The sequence below is a fragment of the Halomonas sp. TG39a genome, from assembly GCF_000744395.1.
Taxonomy (GTDB): Bacteria; Pseudomonadota; Gammaproteobacteria; order Pseudomonadales; family Halomonadaceae; genus Vreelandella; species Vreelandella ventosae_B.
Map to the genome: position 1 here is coordinate 2,721,916 of NZ_JQLV01000001.1, position 19,579 is coordinate 2,741,494.

The following is a 19,579-nucleotide window of genomic DNA, read 5'->3' on the forward strand; positions in this document are numbered from 1 at the left end:
TTAGCCCGCCAACCACAAGCAGCTAATGGCATCGCCCTTGGCTATTTCACTATTGGCCGGAATCACCGCAAATGCATCGGCGTTAATACAGGATGAGAGCACCCCGGAATTCTGGTCATCAAAAGCCGTCGCCGTTACGCCGCTGGGCGTGAATTCAAGCGTCACACGCATATAGTGCTCACGTGGGCCGGTGGAGGTAGCAAACCCAGCTTTCGCGGTCACAGCGGGCAGTGATGTTAGCGCCGGACAGCCCAGCATTGCGCCCAGTAAGGGGCGTAAAAACAGCCAGGCGCCGACAAACCCCGAGACCGGATTACCTGGCAACCCCACAAACCGCGCATGACTGCCATCGTCACGGGGTAAGCGGCCAAGTGCTAACGGCTTACCAGGGCGAATCGCCAGCTTCCACATATCCAACTGGCCGATCGCTTCCAGCGCGGCTTTGACGTGATCCTCTTCGCCGACGCTCACGCCACCGGTGGTGACCACTAAATCCGACTCAGCAGCGGCCGCCGTTAACAGTGCCACCGTGCGGGTGTAATCATCCGGTACGCTAACGGTACTCACCACTTCGGCGCCAAAATTCTCCAGCAGCCGTTTAAGCATGGGTCGGTTGGAGTTGTAGAGCTGCCCCGCCTTAAGCGGCGTACCGGGGTCGATGATTTCATCGCCGGTTGAGAGCAGCGCAACCCGTGGCCGACGGCGCACGCTGACCTGGGTAATGCCCTGGCCTGCCAAGTGGCCAAGAGCTGCTGCCTCGAGCCGTTCACCGGCATCGAGCAGCACAGAGCCACGCCTGACGTCCCGGCCCTGACGACGAACATTATCCCCCGCAGGGATATCCGCAGGCATCAGCGCACATTCACCGTCAACCTCTACCCGCTCCTGCATAACGACACAGTCAGCGCCAGGTGGAATCTCACCGCCGGTAAAAATACGCGCGCAGCTATTTGGCTCAAGCGCTTGGGCGGGAGTGCCCGCCGCAATACGCTGACTCACCGGTAGCCACTTTCCCGCATCGGCAGCGCGCAGCCCATAGCCATCCATCGCGCTATTATCAAACGGCGGTACATCTAACTGCGCGGTAACAGCTTCGGCCAACACACGCCCAGCCGCGGCTTCCAGCGGGACGCTTTCAGCACCAACGGGGCTTACGTCGGCCAGTAGCGCTTTGAGCGCGGCGGATATCGGCTGCAAATCAGCCATGTTGCCCCCGGCCTGGGATAACCAGGTTGGCGAAGTTGCAGGGTTTGTGGCGGCTATCCAACTGCTCGGCCAGAATGCCGTCCCAGCCGGTGCGGCAGGCGCCGGTCGAGCCCGGTAGGCAGAACACTACCGTGGCATTGGCTAAGCCGCCGAGGCAGCGGCTCTGGATGGTGGAGCTGCCGATCTCTTCACCGCTTAGCTGGCGGAAGCGTTCGCCAAAGCCTTCAATGCGCTTATCCAGCAGCACCGAGATAGCTTCCGGCGTGGAGTCGCGGCCGGTAAAGCCGGTGCCGCCGGTGGTGATCACCACCTGTACTTCCGTATCGGCGATCCAGTTGGCTACCACCGCGCGAATGCGGTAGACGTCGTCTGGCACGATGCGCTTTTCAACGAGTGTATGCCCGGCGCTGGTTAATCGTTCTACCAGCGCCTGGCCGCTGCGATCCGTCTCTTCTGTGCGGGTATCGGAGACCGTCAAGACTGCGATGTTGAGGGGCACCATTGGCTCACTCATTGACGTCACCTTTGTTTGGCAGCTTTCTTTTTGGCGTGATGCGCTTCCCAAGCGGCCATCTGCTCTGGGGTGGCAGGCGGCTGGTAGAGTTCCTTCCACTCGCTGTAAGGCATCCCATAAACGTACTCACGGGCCTCTTCATAGTTGAGGCTTTCATCCCGCGCTTCGGCGGCGCTTACCAGCCATTTTGATAAGCAGTTACGGCAAAAGTCCGCCAGAATCATCAGATCGATATTCTGTACATCTTTGTTATCGTCCAGATGCTGTAGCAAACGCCGAAACGCAGCGGCTTCGAGCTCGGTGCGCGTGGACGGGTCAAACTCATTAAACGCTGACATAACCGTTCCTCTCAAAAAAATGCCTTTGGGTTACTCACTAACTTAACAGGCAGCATAACAAAAGACACCGCCAGAAGGCGGTGTCTTAGGCTACTTTGTAAGCACTTTATTAAGCACTTATCAGCTGGTCCGCGTTGCCGATGGTTCGCTACTATCACCACCTGACTTGCGAGCCGCCACCTCTTGTTCCGATAGCGTTTGGTCTTTGACCTCTTCGTACCAAAGATTATGGTGCTCTTTGGCCCAGGTCTCATCCACGTAGCCCGTGGTCATACCTTCAAGCGCGCCTTCGGTACCCAGCGTGCCGATATAAATATGCCCTAAGGAGATGGCGGTGAGCCCTAACGCACCCACTGCGTGGATAATGTTGGCCCACTGCATGGTGTCACGGCCCTGGTTGAAGTTGGGGAAGTCGAGAACAAAGCCACTGGCGATAACGAGAATACCTACCGTAGCCAATATCCAGTACCAAGCCTTCTCCCCACCGTTGGCAAAACCTGCATCCACATGCTTTTTGCCAATCATACCGCCGCCTTTCTTGAACCATACCCAGTCGTGCTTTTTGGGAATATTCTCTTTAATCAAGCTGACCAGCAGTATGACAAGCAGAATGCCGAAGATAGGCCCCAGGTAGTTATGCAGCACTTTTGTCGCCGCAATCATCCAGGCCCAAATTCCATCACCAAACAACGGGCGGAACACAAACTTGCCAAACAGCAGCGTCATGCCCGTCAGCGCCAGAATGATAAACAGCGTCGCTACCGTCCAGTGCAGTGCGCGCTTCATTAACGTCCAGCGCAATAGCAGACGCCCCGTGCGCGGCGCCTCCAGATCCTTGCGGCCGACAATGAAGTAGAACAGCGCAATCAGCGCCGCCATGCCAAATACCGCAATCAAACCAAACGGCGACACCCAGCGGTTACGAATCTGCCGCCAGGTTTCACCGCTTGCATTGATCAAGCTGTAGTCGCTTTCATAACGCGAGTCACGGTAGTTAGGCCCGGTCTCTCCACTACGTACCTGACGCCACTGGTCGGCGGTAATGCCAGGAGCGGCAGTGGTCATTTCGCGGTCAGGATCTGCTTGGGCCACCGCCACTTGCGTGAAGCCGAGGCTTAGCACCAAAGCAAGCGCCACCAACATAAAACGCCAAATGCCCAGGGCGAGCCCTTTACCTGAGCGCGGCACCCCACCGGGTGCCTGTGCAGTCAACAGGTTCATGACACGCCTCCTTACCCTTTATGGGCAGCATCATAGGCTAGGTTGTCGGCACTGGCCTGAGGGTTATTGGACCAGGCGCCATCTTTGTGGCCGCGATGGACAACGCGCTGGCGGAAGATATCAGCCACGTCTTGAGCATCACCGGCCAGCAGCGCTTTGGTGGAGCACATCTCGGCACATAGCGGCAGCTTGCCTTCGGCAATACGGTTAGAACCGTATTTCTCGTACTCCTCTTCTTTACTCTCGGCAGGGCCGCCCGCGCAGAAGGTGCATTTGTCCATCTTGCCGCGTTCGCCAAAGGCATCCTGCTGGGGAAACTGCGGAGCGCCAAACGGGCAGGCGTAAAGGCAGTAGCCACAGCCGATGCAGAGGTCTTTATCGTGAAGCACGATGCCGTCATCGGTTTTGTAGAAGCAGTCGGTCGGGCAAACCGCCATACAGGGTGCGTCGTCGCAGTGCATACAGGCCACTGAGATCGACATTTCACTCGCTTCACCGTCGTTGAGCGTGACCACGCGGCGGCGCTGAATGCCCCACTCGACGTCGTTGGCATTTTTACACGCGGTAACGCAGCCGTTGCATTCGATGCAGCGTTCTGCGTCACACATAAATTTCATTTGAGCCATGGTGTTCTCCTCATGCCGGTGCGGGATGGCTCCCGCACCGTCGTGCTGTCAGGTCGGTCGAAGCTTAAGCCCGCTCAATGCGGCAGATGGTGCACTTGGTCTCTTGCATCAGTGTCACCGGGTCGTAGCCATAGGTGGTGGCGGTATTGGCCGCCTCACCAATGATGTACGGATCAGACCCATCCGGGTAACGGTCACGCAGGCTTTCGCCCTGGAACATGCCGCCAAAGTGGAACGGCATAAACGCTACGTTACGATCGACGCGAGGAGTGACCAGGGCTTTGACCTTCACACGGCCCCCTTCTGCCCCTTCCACCCAAACATCGTCACCATCTTTGATGCTGAGGTCGTTGGCGTCCGCCGGGTTAATTTCGACAAACATCTCCTGCTGCAGCTCGGCAAGCCACGACATGGAGCGCGTCTCTTCACCGCCGCCTTCATACTCAACCAGTCGCCCAGAGGTGAGAATCATTGGATACTCGCCAGTGTTGTCGCGATCCTGAATGGTTTTGTACATGGTCGGCAGGCGCATGATGGAGTCGAAGTCGTCCCAAGTAGGGAAGCGTTCAACCAAATCGCGACGCGTGGTGTAGAGCGGCTCACGGTGCTTCGGCACTTGGTCGGGGAAAGTCCAGACTACAGCGCGTGCCTTGGCGTTGCCGTAAGGCGCGCAGCCATGCTCAATGGTGACACGCTGGATACCGCCAGAGAGGTCGGTTTTCCAGTTTTTGCCTTCCGCCGCCTGTTTCTCTTCGGCAGTCAGGTCGTCCCACCAGCCCAGATCTTTAAGCAGTTGGTCGTTGAACTCCGGGTAGCCGTCGTCGATATCGCCGCCCACCGGCGCTGACCCTTCCGCAAGAAGGTTGACACCATCACGCTCGATACCAAAACGGGCGCGGAAGCCCATACCACCTTCCATCACCGGTACGCTGGTGTCGTAAAGATTGGGCGAGCCCGGGTGCTTAAACTCTGGTGTACCCCAGCAGGGCCACGGCAAGCCGTAGTAATCACCGTCCGCCGGGCCACCCTCTGCGCGCAGGTTCTCGAAGCTGAACGTGTGCCAGTTTTTCTGGTGCTCTTTAAGGCGCTCGGGGCTTTGCCCGGTGTAGCCGACCGTCCACATACCGCTGTTGATTTCGCGCAGAATGTCGTCGATGAGCGGCTCATCACCGTTCATCTGGTAGTTCTTGACCAGTTCATTACCGAAGCCCAGCTTACGAGCAAACAGGTACATGATCTCGTGGTCGGGCTTGGACTCAAACAGCGGTTCAATCACCCGGTCACGCCACTGAATCGAACGGTTAGTCGCGGTGACACTGCCCGTGGTTTCGAACTGGGTGGCCGCTGGCAGCAGATAAACGCCGTCGCTGCGGTCGTGCATTACAGCGGCAACGGTGGGATAAGGGTCAACGATGACCATCATCTCAAGCTTCTGCATCGCTTTTTGCATTTCCACGCCGCGGGTCTGGGAGTTAACCGCGTGGCCCCAGTAGAACATCGCTTTCAGCGCGGTACGCTGGGAGATGTTCTCGTCCTCCTCGAGCACGCCATCGACCCAGCGCGACACGGTAATACCGGCGGTGTACATGGGCTTACCATCAGCGTACTCGGTATCGTCATAGCGGCCTTTAAGCCACTCGTAGTCGAGATCCCACACCTGCGCCCAGTGCTGCCAGGCACCTTCCGCCAAACCGTAGTAACCCGGCAAGGAATCGCAGCCAAGGCCAAGGTCAGTTGCGCCCTGTACGTTATCGTGGCCGCGCAGGATGTTAGCGCCGCCGCCCGCCACACCAATATTCCCCAGCGCTAGCTCAAGAATGCAGTAAGCCCGGGTATTGTTGTTGCCAGTAGTGTGCTGGGTGCCGCCCATACACCAGACCACACAACCAGGCCGATTGTCGGAGAGGCGCTTGGCGACATCAAACATCTCGGCTTCAGGGACGCCGGTGACTTCTTCTACAACGCTGGGCGGAAAGTTAGCGACTTCAGCGCGCACTTCATCCATACCGTAAACGCGCTGATTGATGTACTCGTTATCTTCCCAACCGTTTTCGAAAATGTGCCACAACAGACCCCAAATATAGGCAACATCTGAACCGGGACGTAGACGCACATATTTGTTGGCCTTGGCGGCGGTGCGGGTAAAGCGCGGGTCGGCGACAATGATGTCGCAATTATTGCGCTCTTTGGCGATCAAAATGTGCTGCATCGCCACCGGATGTGCTTCGCTGGGGTTAGAGCCAATGAACAGAATCGCCTTGCTGTTATGCATATCGTTGAGCGAGTTGGTCATCGCACCGTAACCCCAGGTGTTCGCCACGCCCGCCACGGTGGTGGAGTGGCAGATACGCGCCTGGTGGTCGGTATTGTTGGTGCCCCATAGCGAAGCAAGCTTGCGCATTAAATACGCCTGCTCGTTGCTGAACTTCGCCGAGCCTAGCCAGTAAACGCTGTCCGGGCCGTGCTCTTCGCGCAGCTCAAGCAGTTTGTCGCCAATTTCGTTAATGGCGTCATCCCAGTTCATGCGTTCCCACTCGCCGGCCACCAGCTTCATCGGATACTTAAGACGCCGCGTGGAGTGGCCGTGCTGGCGCAGCGAAGCGCCCTTCGCGCAGTGCGCACCACGGTTGATGGGGTGATCAAAAGCGGGTTCTTGCTTGGTCCAAATGCCCTCTTGAACTTCGGCATAAACGCCACAACCCACTGAACAGTGGGAGCAGATGGTGCGTTTGGTCTCGACCGGCGAGTCCAGCACGGGGGTTTTGTCGGCTGCTTCTGAGCGCTGCATCATGGGCGCACCCATAAAGCCAACGGCGGCCACACCGCCGGTGGCTGCACCGCTGCGTTTGAGGAACTGGCGACGGGAAATACCCAGCCCGGAGGCCTTGGGGGTGTCTGTTTTGCGAGTTAAGCGCATGGCAAATCTCCTGGCATTCCGCCGTCAGTCACGCAGCGAGGCGTAGTAAGCACGGACGTGATCAGTCTCACGGTAGTTAACCGTTGGTTTTTCGTCTTTCACCGGGGCAGTGTCAGCCTGTGCCAGAGTGACATGACCGACTGCCGCCGCGGCGCCAGCAGCGGCGGTTCCCAACCCAACGGTTTTCATAAACCGGCGGCGCTCAGCATTGTGTGACGGTTGCATGGGTTTCTCCTCTTGCATGCTTTTTTGTGCGGGTCTTTTTATGCTGTTTTTTGCTTTTTTTGCTGTTTCTTTTATGAAGCCTGCGTTAAGGCTCAAGAATACGCACTGGCGTATGGCCCGCATCAACCCTCAAGCGAGCCTGCTCACTCTCCATAAAAGCGCTACCCAACTGCCCCAGCGCTGCATAGAAAGCGGTGTCTACCTGCCCCAGGTCGGCAAAACAGTTGGCCGCCCAAGGGGCTAAATGTTGGCTAAAGAAGTAGCCCTGCTCTGCGCTTTCGGCATCAATCAACATCGCCATCACTTCACACAGGGCAGCCAGATGATCTTCAGGATCACGGGTATGCTCACTGCGTTCAAAGCCGAGTACTTTTAGATCCTGGCGCAGCGCCACCAGCGCCGCTTCCATCAGTTCGCCGTTGCGGTACCAGGAGGCATAAGGCACTACATCACCTTGAATCACCCCCACCAAGTGGCGAAAGTGTGCCCGCTGAAGTCGCTCAACGTCAGCATCACTCTGTTCAGTACCGGCAGCGGCTGCCGCCAGTGCCTGCCAACACTCTGCCAAGCGGCTGCCGTCCTGCTCGATTGTCAGCTCTGCCAGCCAGTTGAGCAACTCAGTATCCGGCGGTTGGCGCAGCAGCGTGGCTAACAGCCGGTAGATATCGGCGCGTAGCGAATCCGCTTCTTTAAGCGTGGGCAGTGCATCCGTCATCGGCTTATACCTTCAGTTGCGCGTCGGGATCGCGAATCATGGTTTTCCAAACATCTTTTACCCGGCAGTCTTCGCACATTTCCAGGCGGATCATCGCTTCACCAGCAAAGTAGGGGTGGTTAGCCAGCTTCTGTTTAATAGTAGCGACCGTGCTGACGGTGGCAAACGGCTTACCGCAGTTAATGCACTCGAAAGCAGCTTCTTCGTGGCAGATGTGGCGCGTTTCGCGGGCATCGGATGCCAGGAAGCCGGGCAGCAAAGTAATCGCATTTTCCGGGCAAGCCTGCTCACACAAACCACACTGCACGCAGTCCGCTTCAAGGAAGCTCAGCGCGGGCGTGTTGCCGCCTGACTTTAATGCCGGAGTCGGGCAGTTGCTGACACAGGCGTGGCAGAGCGTGCAGGCATCGCTATCGACTTGAATGGCGCCGTAGGCAGCGCCTGTCGGCACGGCAACCCGCTCGCCGCTGGGGTTACCCAGTTCGGCCAGCCGAGACAGCACGCGGTTCAAACGCGCACGCTTTTCTGGCTCTGGCAGGCTAAGCGGTGACTCTGTCAACGGCGTTAGCGCCGGTAGCGCATCCCGGCCTGTACTATCGGCTATCTCAATCAGCTTGACGCGCGCGCGATCATGGCCCAAGGCATCCAGCAACGCGTGGGCTTGGGCAACCTGGTCGGTCAAAAAAGCGCTTAAGCGGGCAGGCATATTGGGGTGCAGCTGGATACGCACTTCGGCGGCACCGGCGGCCAGAGCGGTTAGCCACTGGTCATGGCCCGCTGCGCCCAGCTCTTCTAGCGGAGCGTCGATGATATGGCCTGCGGTGACAACACCCGCTGCTCGCTCAGCATCTTGGGAATCATGGGTAATAAAACGCAGCACCGGCGCTTGACCACCCGCTTCGCGGTAGGCGCCCAGCCAAGCGGAGAGGGTATCCTGCTGGCGGCGGGTTTCAGGCAGGCGGAATTCGATAGCCCCAGTGGGGCAGGCGCTGGTGCAACTGCCCACGCCTTGGCAAAGAAAGGGGTCAATTTCGATATGCGACTCAATCCGCCCCTTAATGCTGGAGATGGCATCCGCGGGGCAAACATCCAAACAGCGGGTACAGCCAATATTGCCGCTAGTGGAGTGGGCACATAAGTCACTATTAACTTGAAAGTAGCGTGGCTTGTCGAATTCGCCCACCAGCCCGACAAAATCGTCGAGGGTGTCGCTGCGTTGCTCAACGCTCTGCCACTGCATCACCACATAACCTGGCGGTGGCAGTTCCCAGCGCTGGGTATGGGTAGCCGCAGCAAGGTCGAGGATGAGGTCAAAACCGTCGCGCTCTATCAGCGCGCGAGCAAGATTCAGCACTGAATCGCCGTCATCAAGCTGGACACTAAAGGCTCCCAGATAACCGTTAATACGCAGCTGGCTGAGCTGGTCGCGGGTCAATGTTTGGCTAATCAGAGGCTCGCTAGACCCGAGGGCATCGACAGCGTCACTCCCTTTATCGGTGACTAGCAGCGTCAACGATGCCAAGCCGCGCCCCTGGAGCGCGCGAGCGGCTGGATAAACGTCGTCTGCTGACCCTATCAACAGCGCATGACCGCGGCTGTGATAGGTCACATTGGCAGGCGTTAAATTAGCGGGCCAGGAGATACGCTGGCGTACCGATTCCCGAGCCTCAGCATTACGCTGGTCGTCTATCGACGCCAGTTGGATTCGTTGGTTCATGCGTTCTCACGGTCAGTGAATAATTCTTATTATAATTTTGAGTTATATTATTTAACTATTGTGGCATAACAATGCGTTGAAGCTAAGTTCAGCGTATGGCGAAATTCGATATTTGCCAACCTGATTACCGTCAACGCTGCCAACGCTGGCGACATATCGCATGCTCAAAATATTGATTTTTATAAGTTTAACGCCATTCTCATGTTTTCGTCTTAGGGCTAGATAAATAATCAGACTGGTCGTCTAGCGAAGCATTTTTTTCAGTGTTGTCACTATCAGTGAGTGTTGAGGGTTCGGCCCGCTTGTCGGCGGCTACCTCTTTTGGGGGTTCGGATTCGTCTAATGTTTTATCAACCGCCTCTTCCACTTTGTGGGTCCAACGGCGCAGTTTACTGGCGAGCTCGGATCCCATGGGCTTCAACAGTTTATTATAGTCGGCGTCGTAGTCATCCAGGCCGTCTCGGACGTTGTAGTTGCCGGTTGCCCATAGCCGTTTCAATGCTTGCCTGCGTAAAGGGCCACTGACTCCCGGTGCCATAAAGGCGCTGAAGTCACTGCCCGCGGCCAATGTATCCGGGTCAGGCAAGGTATGATCGAGGCTGCCTGGTTCTGGCGCTCGTTTTGGTTCTTGCGGTGTTTCAGATGCGGGTTGCGGCTGCTCGGCCTCATGATAAGCCGCAGCATCCGACTCCACGGACGCTTCATCACTGGGTGCGCCCGCGGTTGGCTCGTCCTTTTGCGTTGGTATATTACGCTTCAGCCGCGACCAGCGCTCTAAACGACTCATTCTGGCTGCTCCTTAGTGGGCATCTCTTTGGCGCGCCCTGCCCCTTTACGCTTTTTCTTGCGCATCTCCAGCGGCGCCTCGCCATGACGGGCAAGGTAGCTCTCAATCCATACCTGAATAGCCATGGGCATTGGCGATTCCAGCACCTGCTGTTCGCCATCCATCCAGCCCGCCGCGACGTCCTGGCTGGCGGTGATCGCATCCGGCTTGGGCGTTTGGCCGGTAAAGCCCGCACGCACAAATAGCCGTGGCGTCTTAGAGGTTAGGTTGAAACGGTAGGCTGCACGCTCTGTCATCGACAGCTGCAGATTAAGTACATTCTCGCCCTGGTCGCCCAGTGTAAGCTCAACAATACGCCACTGGGTCAGCGTAAAACTTTTCACCTGCTTGGGCTCGGCCACCAAGGTAATACTGATTGGGCGTAGGTTATCACTCATATATTTAAAAACCCTGAACCTTGAATGGATGGCATTTGAAAGACCAATACTTGTTAGCATAGTACTTATTTGGATAGTACTTATGAGGATGGTACTTATTAGGATAGCGCTTGAATGGGTAGACAAGTAAGCATCTCCAGCGCCATCATCGTCAACCCTGTCGTTTTGCGAGAACCATTTCGCGAGGATTACCCATGCCTGCCCTTCAGCCCACCCTGCAGATAAGCCGAGCCCGCTTACCGGCCACCACCGAGATTAGTATCGTTGACGAGTATGGCTATGCACGCCAGCAGGCGATCGCCGCTGAAAGAGCGCTGACGGTGTACCTCAACAAACGTGAAATTGTCACGCTGATGACACTGGGCGACGATCCGGAAGCCTTAGTCGTGGGCTATCTGCGCAATCAAGGGCTATTGCGTGCAGCCAACGATTTACAGGCAGTGCAGGTCGACTGGGACGTCGAAGCGGCGGTAGTGATTACTCGTCACCTGCCCGAAGATTTAGAAGCACGCTTAAGCACCCGCACGGTCACCACCGGCTGCGGTCAGGGCACGGTATTTGGCAAACTGCTCGACCAAACCGCGCTGACGGCGCTGCCTGATACCCAACTGGCTCAATCCACGCTCAATCAACTGCTGCAAAACCTTAACGCCTACAATGAGACGTATCGCAGCGCCGGGGCCGTTCACGGCTGCGCGCTCTGCCATCAAGCCAACGTGCTTGATTTTGTAGAGGACGTGGGGCGGCATAACGCGGTGGATACCTTAGCGGGACGCCAGTGGTTGCAGCAGGCGGACAGCGCCAGCGCAGATATCTTCTACACCACCGGACGACTAACCTCCGAGATGGTGCTGAAAGTGGCGCAAATGGGTATTAGCGTGCTGGTATCGCGCTCCGGCGTTACTCAAAAAGGCGTTGAGCTGGCCGAGCGCTTTGGGGTGATGCTGATCGCCCGCGCCAAAGGCCGCCACTTCCAGGCGATCAATACCCACAACCGCTTAACGCTGGACGCTATTCCAGCGAAGCCATCGCATGCCCGGTCATCTAGCCAAGCAAGCTTAACAAAAGAGACAAGCCCATGATTCCTACCCACGAACTCACCGGCATGATTCTCGCAGGCGGCGAAGGTCGCCGGATGGGCGGTCGCGACAAAGGGCTTGAGCCGTTCGCGGGCCTGCCACTCGTCGGCCATGTAGTGAAACGCCTTAAAGACCAGGTAGCCGAGCTGCTGATTAATGCCAACCGAAATGCCGACGCCTACCAGTTTTTTGCTGATCGTGTGATTGCTGATCAAGTAATGGACGATGAGGAAGGCGGCTTTAAAGGCCCGTTGATGGGCATCTATAGTGGCTTAAGGGCGGCAAAAACCCCCTGGTTACTGGTGACCCCCTGTGATTCTCCCGCCCTACCCGATGATTTAGTGGCGCGCATGGTAGAAGGTATTGCGTCTGAGCACGGCGAGCATGACATCGCCGTAGCCTTTGACGGTGAACGACTGCACCCCGTCGTTGCGTTAATACGCACCTCGCTCGCCGATGATTTGGCTGCCACCCTTGCCGAAGGTGAACGTAAAATTGACCGCTGGTACGCGCGTCACGACTGGTGCCGGGTCGATATGTCGGACTGCCCTGATGCGTTTGCCAATCTGAATACCGAGGAGGAGAAGCTTCACTTGGAAGCAACGCTGCTGAATACCTCAGCGAAGGAGGTTCGATGACGCTCTCCTGTTTTGATCTTGGCGAGCAGATGCTTAGCGTGGAAGAAGCACGCCATGCGCTTGCCACCCTGATTGAGCGCCCGCTAGGCAGCGAAAATATCCCTTTGGCACGGGCACACGGCCGCCGCTTGGCGGGGACCATTCAGGCACCCATTAACGTGCCACAAAACACTAATGCGGCCATGGATGGCGTCGCGTTAGCCTTACCTAGGGAAGGTGTTGGGGCCAAACAAACCCATTGGCCGCTTGCCGGTGAGGTGTTGGCCGGGCAGTACCGCCGGGAACTGGTACCAGCCGGTCACTGCGTGCGCATCACCACCGGCGCGCCATTACCGCCGGGCACAGACACAGTAGTGATGAGTGAACAACTGAGCGAACCGCTAGATGAGCAGCCTGAGCATGTGATCATTGAGTCGCCTGAGCGCCTCAAACACGGCCAGCATGTTCGCCAGGCCGGTGAAGATATTGCCATAGGTGACACGGCACTGCCTGAGGGGGCACGGCTTGATGCGGCATCCCTAGGACTTTTAGCCTCCTTGGGCTATGCCGAAATAACGGTGTGCCGACGCCCGAAGGTAGCGATCTTCTCCACCGGCAATGAAGTCACTGCCCCCGGCGATCCGTTACCTAAAGCAGGCATTTATGACGCCAATCGCTTTACGCTGATCGGATTACTTACCGAACAGGGTGCCGACGTCATCGACCTGGGCATTCTGCCGGACGACTTAGCAGCCACCACAGAAGCCCTTGAACAGGCCGCCGACCAGAGCGATTTGGTGATCTCCAGCGGCGGCGTTTCCGTCGGCCAAGCTGATTTTACCCGTGCGGCGCTGGAACAATTGGGCCGCCTGGCCTTCTGGCGCGTGGCGCTGCGCCCTGGCCGCCCTATGGCCTGTGGCTGGCTGGGCGCAAAACGTACGCCGTTTGTTGGCCTGCCCGGCAATCCGGTAGCCGTCATGGTAACCTTTCTACAGTTTGTGGCGCCGCTGCTGGATCAGCTTTGTGGGCAGCCGACAAGGCCGCCCCATCGCCTCAATGCGATAGCCGATGACGTTATAAAAAGCCGCTTGAGGCGTACTGATTTTATTCGCGGCATCTACCATACTGATGAGCAAGGGCAGCTACACGTGCGCAGCACCGGCGCCCAAGGTTCGGGCATTTTAACCTCGATGGTGGCTGCAAATTGCTTGATTGAGCTTGCCGACGACCAAGACGGCGCGCAACCAGGCGAGGTAGTCAGCATACAACCACTAACGGGATGGCTATGACCGAGCAACGATCCTTACAACAACCGTCTCAAACACGCGCTGATCAGCAGTTGATTGATGACTTTGGGCGGCGCATTAGCTACGTGCGAATCTCGGTCACCGATCGATGCGATTTCCGCTGCGTGTACTGTATGAGCGAGGAGATGACGTTTCTGCCCCGCGCCCAGGTACTCACGTTGGAAGAAATCGCCATGGTTGCCCGCGCCTTTACCGAGCTTGGGGTTGAGAAAATTCGTCTTACCGGAGGCGAGCCACTGGTGCGCCGTGGCATAGAGCAACTGGTGGATGAGATCGGCGCCATGCCAGGGCTTAACGACTTCACCATGACCACCAATGGCGCCAGTCTGCGCAAGCACGCCAAGCAGCTCTACGCCAGCGGCCTGCGGCGACTGAACATCAGCCTGGATTCGCTGGATGCGGCGCGCTTTAAGCAGCTTACCCGCACCGGTGATCTGGCCAAAGTGATCGACGGTATTCACGCCGCTCAGGAAGCGGGCTTTAAGCGTATCAAGCTCAACGCGGTGATTTTAAAAGGTCGCAACGACGACGAAGTCATCGACCTGGTCACCTTTGCCCGCCAGCAAGGTCTAGACATCAGCTTTATCGAAGAGATGCCGCTGGGCGATGTCTCCGACCACTCACGGGCGGAAACCTTCTACTCCAGCGACGATGTTCAAGAGTTGATCGAAACCCGCTACCCGCTGATCCCCACCACCGAAACCACACCGGGTCCCTCGCGCTACTTCAAAATGGCCGATAGCGACAGCCGCGTTGGGTTTATCTCCCCCCATAGCCACAACTTTTGTGACACCTGCAACCGGGTTCGAGTGACCGTGGAAGGCCGTTTGCTGCTTTGCTTAGGCAACGAACACTCGGTGGATTTGCGCGCCGTGCTGCGCCGCCACCCCGGCAATATGCAGGTGCTGAAAGAAGCGATTATCAACGCCCTGCCGCTTAAGCCGGAGCGCCACCACTTCACCACCGATGGCGATGTGCAGGTGGTACGCTTTATGAATATGACAGGGGGCTAGGCGTTGGCTCGGTCAGAAGAAAGCGCCAAACGAAAAGTGCCAGTACATATCATTACCGGCTTTCTGGGTAGCGGCAAAACTACGCTTATCCACAGTCTAATCGAACAGAAGCCTGTGGATGAAAAGTGGGCCATTCTGGTCAACGAGTTTGGCCAAATCGGTATCGACCAAGCCATGTTTGACGCCCGCGATGATGTGGTGGTGAAAGGCCTGCCCGGCGGCTGTTTGTGCTGCCAGCTCGCCTTTGTACTCCAGGCGGCACTGGTCAATCTACTCGCCCGCAGCAAGCCCGACCGGGTCATCATCGAACCCTCTGGTCTTGGCCACCCGGCAGGCCTACTGGACCTACTGCGCGGCGAAGCCTTTCAAGAGGTGGTGGAAGTGCGCGACATTATTGCCACGCTCGACCCACGCCGAATGGACGACACCCGCGCCCTACAGCACGACACCTTCCGCGATCAGCTCAATATGGCCGATGCCGTGGCATTGACCATGCTCGACCACAGCACCCACGAACAGCTCAGCGCCGCCCACGCTTTTGTGGCTGACCACTGGCCACCGCGAAAATGGGTGCAGGAAGTCCCGCAAGGCGAACTACCGATAGCGCTGCTGACCCAAAGCGGAAGCGCTGAAGCGCTCGATATCAGCGTACCCGCCAGTCATCAACAGTTGGCTGCAGCTCCCAGCTTACAAGGGTCATTCTTCGATTTTCCGCCCCCGCCCGGCAAGCCCCAACGGGAAACCGGCACCTCGCTGGGCTACACCAGCACCGGGTTACGCTGGCACCCAAGCGAGCGCTTCGAGCTGGATAGTTTAGCCAAATGTTTGGGCGAACTCCCCAAGGAGGCGCGCATTAAAGGCGTGTTTCATACCGATAGCGGCTGGAAACGCCTTAATCGCGCTGCTGGCACCTTAAGCATCGAAACCAGCGCATGGCGGCAAGACTCCCGGTTGGAAGTCATTCTTCCCGACACCTTGACGGTAGAGAGCCTGGATATCGAGCAATGTCGGCTCGCCCGCCACGATGGCTAATGGCCCATCATTAGCCGTTCAATCTCCTCGGCGGTGACCGGGCGTCCAAACAGATAGCCTTGATAAGCGTGGCAGTTATGGGCCAGCAGCCATGCCTGCTGCGCTTTGGTTTCAACCCCTTCCGCGATGACCTCGAGATTGAGGCTCTCTGCCAGGACAATGGTACTCTCAACAATCGCCGCGTTGGCTTGGCTTTCAAGCACCTGCTGAACAAAGGATTGATCGATCTTTAACTGATCAAGCGGCAACTGAGCCAAGTAGGCCAGTGACGAGTAGCCAGTGCCGAAATCATCCAGCGAGAAGCGCACCCCTTTGGCTTTCAGACTCAGCATTTTATCACGAGCGTCATCACGCGCTTCCACAAACAGTGACTCGGTCACTTCAAGCTTTAGCCGTTGAAGTGGCGCCTGAGTCCGTGCAAATACGCCTTCCACACGCTGCAAAAAGTTCTCATCGCGAAACTGCAGCGGGCTGATATTCACGGAGATAGTCAACTTGCTTAGCTGGGGGTGCTGCGCCCAGCGTGCTAGCTGATTGCAGGCATCTTCCAATACCCATTCGCCCACATCGTTGATCAGCCCAGAGCTTTCCAACAGCGGAATAAAATCACCTGGAGAAACCATGCCACGCTCGGGATGATGCCAGCGCAGCAGCGCTTCCACGCCATTGATCGCGCCGTGATGATCCACCTGGGGCTGGTAATAAAGCTGCCACTGCTGGCTAGCCTGGGCTTGGCGCAGATCCGCCTCTAATTTTACATGGGCGAGTAGCGCGGCCTGCATTGAAGGATTAAAAAAGCACACGCCATGGCGGCCACCGCTCTTAGCCTGAAAGAGCGCCATATCCACCTGCTGCAAATAATCATCTACGCCGTACTCATTGCTCGCCATAATCGCGATGCCGATACTACCGGTCACCGTGATGCTCTCTTCGGCAAGAGTGATTGGCGCATTAAGGGTTGCCAGCAATTTATGCGCGATACGCTCCGCAAGCCGTGTAGTTTGGGCGTAATTGCTATCAACGCCTTCAATCAACACCGCAAACTCATCGCTACCCAGGCGGGCCAAGGTATCGGTATCGCGCAGCATCTGCCCGAGCCGCCGAGCAACGCTCTGTAACACCTGGTCTCCCGCATAGTGCCCCAGAGTGTCATTGATTTGCTTGAAATTATCGATGTCGATAAATAACAGCGCACCGCAACGCTGATGGCGCTGAAGCTCTTTAAGGGCGGTACCGATGCGATCCATAAACAGGCGCCGATTCGCCAAGCCGGTTAAGGTGTCATAAAACGCCAGTTGATGGATCTCCTGCTCAGCGGCTTTACGCTCGCTGATGTCACTCATGGTGGCCACGTAATGAGTCAATGCGCCCTCTACGCTGTACACCGCGCTGATAGTTAGCCACTCGGGGAACAGTTCACCGTTCTTACGCTGGTTCCATATCTCACCTTCCCAATTACCGGTTTTGATAACACGCTTCCATAAACGGCGATAAAAGGCTGAGTTTTGTAAGCCAGAACTAAACATACGCGGGTTGTTACCGACTATCTCGGCTTCGCTGTAGCCGGTAATCCGGCTGAAGGTCTCGTTAACCTTGAGAATGATGCCCTGGGGATCGGTAATCAGGATGCCTAAGTGCGTTTGGAAAGCGGCAGCGGCGATTTGCGCCTCGGCACGCGCTTGCTCACGCTCTTCAATACGCTGGCGTAATTGATGCGCTAACGCTAAACGGTTCAGGTAGTGGCGTGCCCCCCAAGCGCCCAGCAAAGCAATGACGACCATCACTAGCGTTAAAATCAGAGCACGCTGCCGCCAGGCCGATAGCAATTCGTGAAGGTCAACACCGACCACGGCCAGCATGGGATACTCGCCTACTCTCAGCATGCGAAACAGCCGTTTTCGGCCATCAATAGGTGAGTCAATATTGATTGACCAAGTAGACTCGCCACGGGCTAGCCACTCGGTCGTTTCGGGGCTTACAATTTGGCTGCCGGTGGTAAATTGCTCTTCCGGTATCGGGTACCGAGCAATAAATTTCAAACCGGGGTCGACCAGGGCAATACTCTCGCCGTCGTAGACACTCATCTGCTCAAGCGAGTCGGCAAATACTTCAGGAACAATGCTAGAAATGGCCACCCCTGCAAATTCTCCGGCCGAGGTCTCTAATCGTCGGCCATGGTACAGATAGTAGCGCTGATCAATGTCAGACCAGTAAAGCGGGGTAATCAGCTCCTCCTGCCCTGCTTGCTTAAAGGCATTAAAAAACGCTGACTCGCTGACATCAGCATTCGCTCTTCGGTTGACGCGACCGCTCGCCACTAAACGCCCTTCAGAGTCCACAACAGCGATTGCATCCACCATAGGGACATACAGGGTCAAGTTTTCTAATGCGCGCTGAAACGCCTGGATATTGTCACCCTCAGGCATCCCTTGTAGTGCTAGCAGTTCCGCAAGCCCAAACAGCGCTTGCCCGCTTTGTGCGAACACGCCTTTCGCCCACTCAGTGACCACATTAGCGCGGGCGGTAATACGTGATTCGGCGGCCTCAATTTCCTGCTTATGCTGTTCACTCAGCAACCAACCGAACAGCACCACCATGACGAACAGAGCTAACAGATATAACGCAATCACATGACGTCGCTGCTGGCGGTAGGTCTTGGTAGCCTTCAAAACATCATCATTTACATTAATGGGAGTCACGGACATCGCATAGAAGCCTTATTCAGGTAACCCATCGGGACACCTGATACAGTGTAAAAAGTAACCATAAACAACACATAGCGCGCGTTGACACGTCGCTTTGACCGATAGTGCCGCGGCGCTTTTAGGATGTATATCAGTTTTTATCACCGTTAATGCACTGAAAAGCGTGACGTTATGCGTTGATAGCCGACTACCAGGGAATTGTTATGGCATCACTGGGCCAAATGAGCGACTACGAGATACGCCTCATCCGTATTTTTAAGACGGTCGTTGAGTGCGGCGGCTTTACCGCGGCGGAAACCACGCTGGGGATTAGCCGTTCGGCGATTAGCCAGCATATGAACGACCTGGAAGGACGGCTGGGCTTTTCGCTCTGCCAGCGCGGGCGTGGCGGGTTTAGTTTAACCGAAGAGGGCAAAGAGATTTATCAAGCGGGACTAACATTATTGACCGCGCTTGAAACCTTCAAAAGTGACGTTAACGCCCTGCATCAAACGATTAAAGGTGAGCTGAATATCGGCATCACCGACAACCTGGTGACGCTGCCCGCCATGCACGTGACCAATGCGCTGGCTGAGCTTAGCGCGCCAGAGCATGAGGTCACACTGCATATTCATATGGAGCCTTCGGATGCGGTTATTCGCGGCGTGATGGATGGCCACTTGCATGTAGGTGTAGTGCCAGCGGTTAACTTGCCCACCAGTTTAGAAGCGCGCCACCTCTATGATGAGCCATCGTATCTTTACTGCGCGGCTGGCCATCCGCTATTTGCCGAACACGATGATACACTCAGCTTTGCGGATATCACCGAGCAGGCCGCTATTTCGCCTCGCTATCCGCTACCGGTTGAGGCACGCCAAGCGCATGATGCGCTAAGCCTGCGCGCTTCGGCCTCTGACCGCGAGGGCGCCGCTTTTTTGATTCTTACCGGGCGCTTTATCGGCTTTCTGCCTGAGCATGTCGCTGCACAGTGGGTGGCCGCAGGTAAGATGCGGGCACTGCATGCCGCTACCCAGCACTACCGCATTCCGTTTGTACTGATTACCCGCCACGACCGACGCCCCAACCGCGTCGTTGATGCTTTTCTGCGCTTAATCAAGAGCAGCTAAAGCAAAACCCGGCACGA

Annotated in this window: 18 protein-coding genes; 6 read left to right on the plus strand and 12 right to left on the minus strand. The window is 56.8% G+C overall.

Annotation, left to right across the window (positions count from 1 at the left end):
* The 11 genes from U738_RS12175 to U738_RS12225 form a co-directional block, all read right to left on the minus strand.
* A complete protein-coding gene (locus U738_RS12175) occupies window positions 1-1,206 on the minus strand; it encodes a molybdopterin molybdotransferase MoeA (RefSeq protein WP_035580811.1) in 1,206 nt (401 codons plus the stop codon).
* Window positions 1,199-1,720 (minus strand): molybdenum cofactor biosynthesis protein B, encoded by a 522-nt coding sequence (gene moaB / locus U738_RS12180; RefSeq protein ID WP_035580813.1) that lies wholly within the window; start codon window positions 1,718-1,720, stop codon window positions 1,199-1,201. Before moaB ends, U738_RS12175 begins: the two co-directional genes overlap by 8 nt.
* A gap of 5 nt (window positions 1,721-1,725) precedes the next feature.
* Window positions 1,726-2,058 (minus strand): DUF1244 domain-containing protein, encoded by a 333-nt coding sequence (locus tag U738_RS12185; RefSeq protein WP_035580816.1) that lies wholly within the window; start codon window positions 2,056-2,058, stop codon window positions 1,726-1,728.
* A gap of 120 nt (window positions 2,059-2,178) precedes the next feature.
* A complete protein-coding gene (locus U738_RS12190; protein ID WP_035580819.1) occupies window positions 2,179-3,279 on the minus strand; it encodes a formate dehydrogenase subunit gamma in 1,101 nt (366 codons plus the stop codon).
* An 11-nt stretch (window positions 3,280-3,290) separates the two neighbouring features.
* Window positions 3,291-3,905, minus strand: coding sequence for a formate dehydrogenase FDH3 subunit beta (gene fdh3B, locus U738_RS12195; RefSeq protein WP_035580821.1), 615 nt, complete (start codon window positions 3,903-3,905; stop codon window positions 3,291-3,293).
* Between the two features lie 64 nt (window positions 3,906-3,969).
* Complete coding sequence (locus tag U738_RS12200) at window positions 3,970-6,822, minus strand: molybdopterin-dependent oxidoreductase (protein WP_035580822.1); 2,853 nt, start codon at window positions 6,820-6,822, stop codon at window positions 3,970-3,972.
* A 24-nt stretch (window positions 6,823-6,846) separates the two neighbouring features.
* Complete coding sequence (locus U738_RS12205) at window positions 6,847-7,047, minus strand: twin-arginine translocation signal domain-containing protein (protein WP_050713060.1); 201 nt, start codon at window positions 7,045-7,047, stop codon at window positions 6,847-6,849.
* Window positions 7,048-7,132: 85 nt separating this feature from the next.
* On the minus strand, window positions 7,133-7,762 hold the full coding sequence (locus U738_RS12210) for a TorD/DmsD family molecular chaperone (protein ID WP_035580825.1): 630 nt from the start codon (window positions 7,760-7,762) through the stop codon (window positions 7,133-7,135).
* Window positions 7,763-7,766: 4 nt separating this feature from the next.
* Window positions 7,767-9,479 carry a 4Fe-4S dicluster domain-containing protein gene (locus tag U738_RS12215; protein WP_035580826.1) on the minus strand — a complete coding sequence of 571 codons (1,713 nt, stop codon included), beginning with the start codon at window positions 9,477-9,479 and terminating at the stop codon, window positions 7,767-7,769.
* A gap of 199 nt (window positions 9,480-9,678) precedes the next feature.
* Window positions 9,679-10,266: a DUF3306 domain-containing protein gene (locus U738_RS12220; protein ID WP_035580828.1), complete on the minus strand. Its 588-nt coding sequence runs from the start codon at window positions 10,264-10,266 to the stop codon at window positions 9,679-9,681.
* Window positions 10,263-10,703: a DUF3305 domain-containing protein gene (locus tag U738_RS12225; RefSeq protein WP_050713058.1), complete on the minus strand. Its 441-nt coding sequence runs from the start codon at window positions 10,701-10,703 to the stop codon at window positions 10,263-10,265. Before U738_RS12225 ends, U738_RS12220 begins: the two co-directional genes overlap by 4 nt.
* Window positions 10,704-10,897: 194 nt before the next feature.
* Between U738_RS12225 and U738_RS12230 the strand changes: the two genes are divergently transcribed.
* The 5 genes from U738_RS12230 to U738_RS12250 are packed head-to-tail and all read left to right on the plus strand — an operon-like array spanning window position 10,898 to window position 15,751.
* Window positions 10,898-11,785 carry a formate dehydrogenase accessory sulfurtransferase FdhD gene (locus tag U738_RS12230; protein WP_035580832.1) on the plus strand — a complete coding sequence of 296 codons (888 nt, stop codon included), beginning with the start codon at window positions 10,898-10,900 and terminating at the stop codon, window positions 11,783-11,785.
* Complete coding sequence (gene mobA / locus U738_RS12235; protein WP_035580835.1) at window positions 11,782-12,420, plus strand: molybdenum cofactor guanylyltransferase MobA; 639 nt, start codon at window positions 11,782-11,784, stop codon at window positions 12,418-12,420. The genes U738_RS12230 and mobA overlap by 4 nt, the downstream gene beginning before the upstream one ends.
* On the plus strand, window positions 12,417-13,688 hold the full coding sequence (moeA, locus tag U738_RS12240) for a molybdopterin molybdotransferase MoeA (protein WP_035580837.1): 1,272 nt from the start codon (window positions 12,417-12,419) through the stop codon (window positions 13,686-13,688). Before mobA ends, moeA begins: the two co-directional genes overlap by 4 nt.
* The gene (gene moaA / locus U738_RS12245) at window positions 13,685-14,719 is read left to right on the plus strand and encodes a GTP 3',8-cyclase MoaA (protein ID WP_051912816.1); all 1,035 of its coding nucleotides are present in this window, start codon (window positions 13,685-13,687) and stop codon (window positions 14,717-14,719) included. The genes moeA and moaA overlap by 4 nt, the downstream gene beginning before the upstream one ends.
* Window positions 14,720-14,755: 36 nt before the next feature.
* Entirely contained in the window at window positions 14,756-15,751 is a 996-nt protein-coding gene (locus tag U738_RS12250; protein WP_235208645.1) for a CobW family GTP-binding protein, read from the plus strand.
* On the opposite strand, the gene U738_RS12255 is transcribed toward U738_RS12250, so the two are convergent.
* The gene (locus U738_RS12255; protein ID WP_035580843.1) at window positions 15,748-18,456 is read right to left on the minus strand and encodes a bifunctional diguanylate cyclase/phosphodiesterase; all 2,709 of its coding nucleotides are present in this window, start codon (window positions 18,454-18,456) and stop codon (window positions 15,748-15,750) included. The two genes, U738_RS12250 and U738_RS12255, sit on opposite strands and share 4 nt — an antisense overlap.
* 203 nt (window positions 18,457-18,659) lie before the next feature.
* Here U738_RS12255 and U738_RS12260 point away from each other — a divergent pair, with 203 nt between their 5' ends.
* Complete coding sequence (locus U738_RS12260; RefSeq protein WP_035580846.1) at window positions 18,660-19,562, plus strand: LysR family transcriptional regulator; 903 nt, start codon at window positions 18,660-18,662, stop codon at window positions 19,560-19,562.
* Window positions 19,563-19,579: the final 17 nt, after the last annotated feature.